Genomic DNA, 6,384 nt, shown 5'->3' with positions numbered 1-6,384 from the left:
CGGCCCTGAAATCGGGCTACCGGGCCATCGACACCGCGGCGATCTACGGCAACGAGGAGGGCGTCGGCCGCGCCATCCGCGCGTTCGGGCTACCGCGTGACGAAGTGCACGTCACCACCAAGCTGTGGAACTCCGAGCAGGGCTACGACTCCACGCTGAAGGCCTTCGACGCCAGCCTCGCCAGATTGGGTCTCGACCATGTCGATCTGTATCTGATCCACTGGCCGGTGGCCAGGGCGGGCCGCTTCGTCGACACCTTCCGCGCCTTCCAGGAACTCCAGCGTCAGGGCCGGGTCGGTTCCATCGGCGTCTCCAATTTCACCGTCGACAACCTGCGCACCCTGATCGCCGAGACCGGCACCATTCCCGCGGTCAACCAGATCGAGCTGCACCCGGCCTTCGCTCAGCGCGAGCTGCGCCGGTTCCACGCCGACAACGCCATCGCCACCCAGGCCTGGGCGCCGCTGGGGCAGGGCACGGCGCTCGACGACCCGGTGATCGTGCGGATCGCCGAGCAGCTCGGCCGCACCCCGGCGCAGGTGATCATCCGCTGGCACCTGCAGTCGGGCACCATCGTCATCCCCAAGTCGGTGACGCCCGCGCGCATCGAGTCCAACTTCGACGTCTTCGGTTTCGAGCTCGACGAGGAGCAGATGACGGCGATCGACGGCCTCGACCGCGGGCAGCGCATCGGCGGCGACCCGGAGACCTTCGGCCTCGGTCTCTGACGCCGATCGGCTCCGGCGTGATCAGTCGCGGAGCCCGGTGAGCCCCAGCTCGGCGGTCAGCTCCACGGCGGCTGCCCGGCCCGCCCGGTTCGCGCCGATGGTGCTCGCCGACGGCCCGTAGCCGATCAGGTGGATGCGCGGATCCGCCGCCACCCGGGTGGCCAGCCGCCCGGTCATGGTGATGCCGCCGCCTGGCCCGCGCAGCCGCAGCGGCGCGAGGTGATCCAGCGAGCTGCGGAAACCGGTCGCCCACAGGATCACGTCGGCGGCCTGGAAGCTGCCGTCGGCCCAGCGCACCCCGCCGGGTTCGATGTGGTCGAACATCGGTCTGCGCTCGAGCGCGCCACGCGCCTTCGCCGCGCGCAGGGCCGGGGTCAAGGGCAGCCCGGTCACCGAGACCACCGAGCCGGGCGGCAGCCCGCGCCGCACCCGGTCCTCCACCCTGGCCACGGCGGCGCGGCCGTCCTCGGCGGTGAACGGCTCGTCCCGGAACACCGGCTCGCGGCGGGTCACCCAGGTGGTCGAGGTGACCTGCGAGATCTCGTCGAGCAGTTGCACCGCCGAGATCCCGCCGCCGACCACGATCACATGCTGTCCGGCGAACTCGGCGGCGTCGTGGTAGTCGCGGGTGTGCAGCTGTCTGCCCGCGAAGTCCTCCTGACCGGGATAGCGGGGGATGAACGGGCGCTCCCAGGTGCCGGTGCAGTTGATGAGCCCGCGCGTCCGCAGCGTGCCCTCGGTGTCGGTCTCGGCGTGCAGCACCTCGCCACGGCCGTCGCAGCGCTGCCCGTCGCCGGTGCGGTCGCAGACCACCCGCACCGACACCGGCCGATGCACACGCAGGTCGAACCGTTTCTCGTAGAGCCCGTAGTAGTGCGGCACCGCCGTGGCGGCCTGCGCCTGCTCCGAGCCGGGCGGCAGGGTCTCCTGGAAGCTCATGCCGGGCAGGTCGTGGACCCGGTTGACGGTGCTCAGGGTCAGCGAGGGCCAGCGGTGCTGCCAGGCGCCGCCGGGGCCGTCGGCGTGGTCGACGACGAGGAAGTGCCGTTCCGGGACCAGGCCGAGTCTGCGCAGGTGGTAGGCCGCCGACAGGCCGGCCTGACCGGCCCCGATCACCAGGATGTCGTATTCGTCCGGCACCGGGCCGATGGTAGCGCCTGTCGGGGGTGCCGCCGGTGCTGTGGCAGAGTTGGGACATCCGAGTGGAAATGTCCCTTGCGGGCGTGTCCACCGGGAACGCTCACACACATGTCCCACGCGAGGGCCTTCATCCGAGGGCTCCTGTGAGGACCCACAGCCACTGCCGGTGCGGGGAGGAAAGATGCTCGGAGTCAGCCGCGACGGTGATGTCGTCACCATCGAGATGCAGCGCGAACAGCGCCGCAACGCGCTCAACACCGAACTGGTGACAGCGCTGCGCGAGGGCGTGCTCGCCGCCGTCGCCGACGGTGCGCGGGCCATCGTGCTCACCGGACGCGGCCCGATCTTCAGCGCGGGCGCCGACCTGAACGGGGTGTACTCCGACGAGTTCCTCGAGCTGCTGATGGACATGCTGCACACCATCGAATCGGCCCCGGTGCCGGTGATCTCGGCGATCAACGGCGCGGCCATCGGCGGCGGCGTGCAGCTGACCCTGGCCTCGGATCTGCGGGTGATGGAGCCGGACGCCTACATCGGCATCCCCGCCGCCCGTATCGGCGTCTCGGTGGACCGTTGGACCATGCACCGGCTGGTGTCGCTGATCGGCGGCGGCCCGGCCCGCAGCATCCTGCTCGGCGCGGAGCAGATCTCGGCCCGCGACTGCTACACCTACGGCTTCGCCAACCGCCTCGGCACCCTCGCCGACGCGCAGGCCTGGGCCAAGTCGATCGCCGAGCTGGCCCCGCTGTCGCTGCGGCACATGAAGCTGGTGCTCAACGACGACGGCACCCGCGCGCCGGATTCGGCGGTGCAGCGCGAGGCGCTGGCGGCGGCATGGGCCAGCGAGGACGCCAAGGAGGCCAGGCTGGCCCGCGCCGAGAAGCGGCCCGCGCGTTTCACCGGCCGCTGAGAACTTCCTTCCCGGCCGCGCCGCCGTGTCGCGGGCCGAGGGCAGGAGCATGATGGAACGCAGGAGCATGATGGAACGATGAAACCTCTTCTGCTGGCAGCCGGTGCGGCCGCCGCGGCGTGGGCGGCCCGCGCGGCCTGGGACATTCCCTCGGCGATGGGCGCCTCGGTCTCGGCGATCAAGCCCTACGCGGGCGGCACGGCCAACTACCGGGGCGACCGCTTCCACAACACCGAACCGAGCACGCAGCTGGAGACCGGGTCGGTGGCGGCCCTGCTGCTCACCGCGTGGAGCAAGCGCAAGGAAGGCCACCCCGCGCGGCCGGTGCCGGTGGTGCGTCCTTGGCGGCCGGACACCGTGGCCGAGCTGGCCGTCACCTGGTACGGCCACGCCTCGGCGCTGGTGGAGGTCGACGGCTTCCTGGTGCTGACCGATCCGGTGTGGAGCAAGCGGGTCTCGCCCTCGTCCGTGGTCGGCCCGGCCCGGCTGCACCCGATGCCGCTGCCGGTCGACGAGTTGCCCGAGGTGGACGTGGTGGTCATCTCGCACGACCACTACGACCATCTCGACAAGGCCACCGTCGCGGCCCTGGTCGATCGGCAGTCCGCGCCGTTCGTGGTGCCGCTCGGCATCGGCGCGCACCTTCGGCACTGGGGCGTGCCCGAGCACCGCATCGTCGAACTGGCCTGGGGCGAATCGGTGTCGCTGTCGGCGCTCGGCCGTGAACGTGACGGCGCCGACCTCACCCTCACCTGCACCGAGGCCAGGCACTTCTCCGGCCGGGGCCTGGTGCGCAACACCACGCTGTGGGCGGCGTGGACCATCGCGGGCCCGACCAAGCGGGTCTACTTCGGCGGCGACACCGGCTACACCAAGGCCTTCGCCGAGGCGGGCGCGGCACACGGGCCGTTCGACCTGACCCTGCTGCCCATCGGCGCCTACGGCGACCAGTGGCCCGACATCCACATGAATCCCGAGGAGGCGGTGCGCGCCCACGGTGATCTGTGCCTCGGCGACGCCGGGCACGGGCTGCTGGTGCCGATCCACTGGGCCACCTTCAATCTGGCCATGCACGGCTGGTCGGAGCCGGTGCGGCGGCTGGTCGAGGCGGCGGCCGCGGCGGGCACCCCGATCGCGGTGCCGAAGCCGGGCGAACGGGTCGATCCGGCGAGTCCGCCTCCGGTCGATCCCTGGTGGGAGAGCATCGGCTGACCGGGGCCGGAAACCGGTGGTGCGCGCGAGTTTCGACGGCGGTCCGGCCGGGACCGGGATCGAGGTGGCGCTGACCAACCTCGACAAGGTGCTGTACCCGGAGACCGGGACCACCAAGGGCGAGGTCATCGCCTACTACACCGCCATCGCGCCCGCGATCCTGCCGCATCTGGCAGGCCGCCCGGTCACCAGGAAACGCTGGCCGAACGGGGTGGCGGAGTCGTCGTTCTTCGAGAAGAATCTGCCCGAGCACGCGCCGAAGTGGTTGCGCAGGCACACGATCCAGCACAGCGACCGGCGCGTCACCTACCCGCTGGTGGACTCGGAGGCTGGCCTGGCCTGGCTCGGCCAGCAGGCGGCGCTGGAAATCCATGTGCCGCAGTGGCGTATCGCCGGGAACCGGCCGGGGCCGGCGACCAGGCTGGTGTTCGATCTCGATCCCGGTCCCGGCGCGGGCCTGCCGGAGTGCGCCGAGGTGGCGCTGGCGGTCAAGGAGATCATCGAAGGCGCGGGCCTGCGCGCCTTCCCGGTGACCAGCGGTAGCAAGGGCATCCACCTCTACGTCCCGCTCGACCGCGAGATCGGCTCCGGCGGCGCGTCCACCGTGGCCAAGCAGCTGGCCACCGACCTGGAGAAACGCCACCCAGACCTGGTCACGGCCACCATGGCCAAGGCGGTGCGCAAAGGCAAGGTGCTACTGGACTGGAGCCAGAACAACCCGGCCAAGACCACCATCTCGCCGTATTCGCTGCGCGGCCGGGCCCATCCGCACGTGGCCGCGCCGCGCACCTGGGCCGAGATCGAGGATTCGGCGAACCTGCGCCACCTGCGCTTCGACGAGGTGCTGGCGCGCTGGCGTGACTCCGGTGATCTGCTCGCGGGACTCGACCCGCCGCTGACCGTCGCGGCCGCCCCGCACGACGACGACGCGCTGGCGAAGTACCGCGCCATGCGCGATCCCGCCCGCACCCCCGAGCCGGTCCCTGACACCGCGCCCGAGCCCGGCCCCGGCGACCGGTTCGTCGTCCAGGAACACCACGCCCGCCGCCTGCACTGGGACGTGCGCCTGGAACGCGAGGGCGTGCTCGCCTCCTGGGCCGTGCCCAAGGGACCGCCCACCTTGCCGACGCAGAACCGGCTGGCCGTGCGCACCGAGGACCACCCGCTCGAGTACCTGCACTTCCACGGCACGATTCCCAAGGGCGAGTACGGCGGCGGCGAGATGACCATCTGGGATTCGGGCACCTACGAGACCGAGAAATGGCGTGAGGACGAGGTCATCGTGCGCTTTCACGGCGGGGTGCTCACCGGCCGCTACGCGTTGATCCGCACCAGGGCCGACCAGTGGCTCATGCACCTCATGCGCGACCAGCCCCCGGACGCCGCGTCGGCGGCGCAGGCGCGCGAGCGGCTCCCTTCCGGTGCCGGTGCGGCCGACGACGGGCCTGCCCGTGGCGGCGCGCCCTTCCCGCGCGATCTCGAACCGATGCTGGCCACCCCCGGCGAGGTCGCCGGCCTCGACCCGGCGCACTGGTGCTTCGAGACCAAATGGGACGGCTTCCGGGTGCTGGCCCACATCGACGGCGACGAGCTGGTGCTGCGCAGCCGCACCGGCGCCGACGTCACCGCCCGCTACCCGCGCTTCGCGGCTGTGGCCGCCGAGCTGTCCGCGCACCGGGTGGTCCTCGACGGCGAGATGGTGGTGCTCGACGAGCACGAGGTGCCCGATATCGGCCTGCTGCAAGCGGATCCGGCGCGCGCGGAGTTCATGGCCTTCGATCTGCTCTATCTGGACGGGGTTTCGCTGGTGCGCAAGCGGTTCGCCGATCGCCGCCGGGTGCTGGAGACGCTCGGCCGGCTGGCGCCCTCGCTGCGGGTGCCGCCGCCACTGGCCGAGGAGGGCGCCGAGGCGCTGCGCCGCAGCGAAGAACGCGGTCTCGAGGGCGTGCTGGCCAAGCGCTACGACTCGGTCTATCTGCCGGGCAAGCGCGGCCGATCCTGGCTCAAGCACCGCAACTGGCGCATCCGCGAGGTGGTCGTCGGCGGTTACCGGCGCAGCGCCGCGCGCGAGTTCGCCTCCCTGCTGGTCGGCATCCCGGTCGACGACGGACTGGTCTACGCGGGCCGGGTCGGCACCGGCTTCTCCGACGCCGATCTGCGCGAACTCGGGCAGCGGCTGGCGGCGGCGCGGCGTTCGTCGTGTCCGTTCACCACCGAGCTGACCGCCGCGGAACGCAAGGACGCGGTGTGGGTCGATCCGGTGGTCACCGGCCTGGTTAGTTTCATGAGATACACCGAGACCGGGCGGCTGTGGCGTCCCGTCTGGGTCTGGGCCGCCCCGGAGGCGAGAGACGGGGGGGGGGGGGGGGGGGGGGGGGGGGGGGGGGGGGGGGG

Annotated in this window: 5 protein-coding genes; 4 read left to right on the top strand and 1 reads right to left on the bottom strand. The window is 71.9% G+C overall.

Going from position 1 to position 6,384, the window contains the following annotated elements; translation table 11 throughout:
* The coding region (locus tag QH283_RS24535) for an aldo/keto reductase (protein WP_280505300.1) at positions 1-728 on the top strand (728 nt) is incomplete at its 5' end.
* Positions 729-749: 21 nt separating this feature from the next.
* Here the strand turns inward: QH283_RS24535 and QH283_RS24530 are convergent.
* Complete coding sequence (locus tag QH283_RS24530) at positions 750-1,868, bottom strand: NAD(P)-binding domain-containing protein (protein WP_280505299.1); 1,119 nt, start codon at positions 1,866-1,868, stop codon at positions 750-752.
* A 181-nt stretch (positions 1,869-2,049) separates the two neighbouring features.
* Between QH283_RS24530 and QH283_RS24525 the strand changes: the two genes are divergently transcribed.
* The 3 genes from QH283_RS24525 to QH283_RS24515 form a co-directional block, all read left to right on the top strand.
* Positions 2,050-2,778, top strand: coding sequence for an enoyl-CoA hydratase (locus QH283_RS24525; RefSeq protein WP_280505298.1), 729 nt, complete (start codon positions 2,050-2,052; stop codon positions 2,776-2,778).
* 78 nt (positions 2,779-2,856) lie between these two features.
* Positions 2,857-3,990, top strand: coding sequence for an MBL fold metallo-hydrolase (locus QH283_RS24520; protein WP_280505297.1), 1,134 nt, complete (start codon positions 2,857-2,859; stop codon positions 3,988-3,990).
* A 19-nt stretch (positions 3,991-4,009) separates the two neighbouring features.
* Positions 4,010-6,384, top strand: a 2,375-nt coding sequence (locus QH283_RS24515; protein ID WP_280505296.1) for an ATP-dependent DNA ligase, incomplete at its 3' end; no start/stop codon positions are given.

Origin of the sequence: Nocardia farcinica, assembly GCF_029867845.1 — a bacterium.
Classification (GTDB): Bacteria; Actinomycetota; Actinomycetes; order Mycobacteriales; family Mycobacteriaceae; genus Nocardia; species Nocardia farcinica_A.
This window is presented reverse-complemented; position numbering and strand designations above follow the sequence as displayed.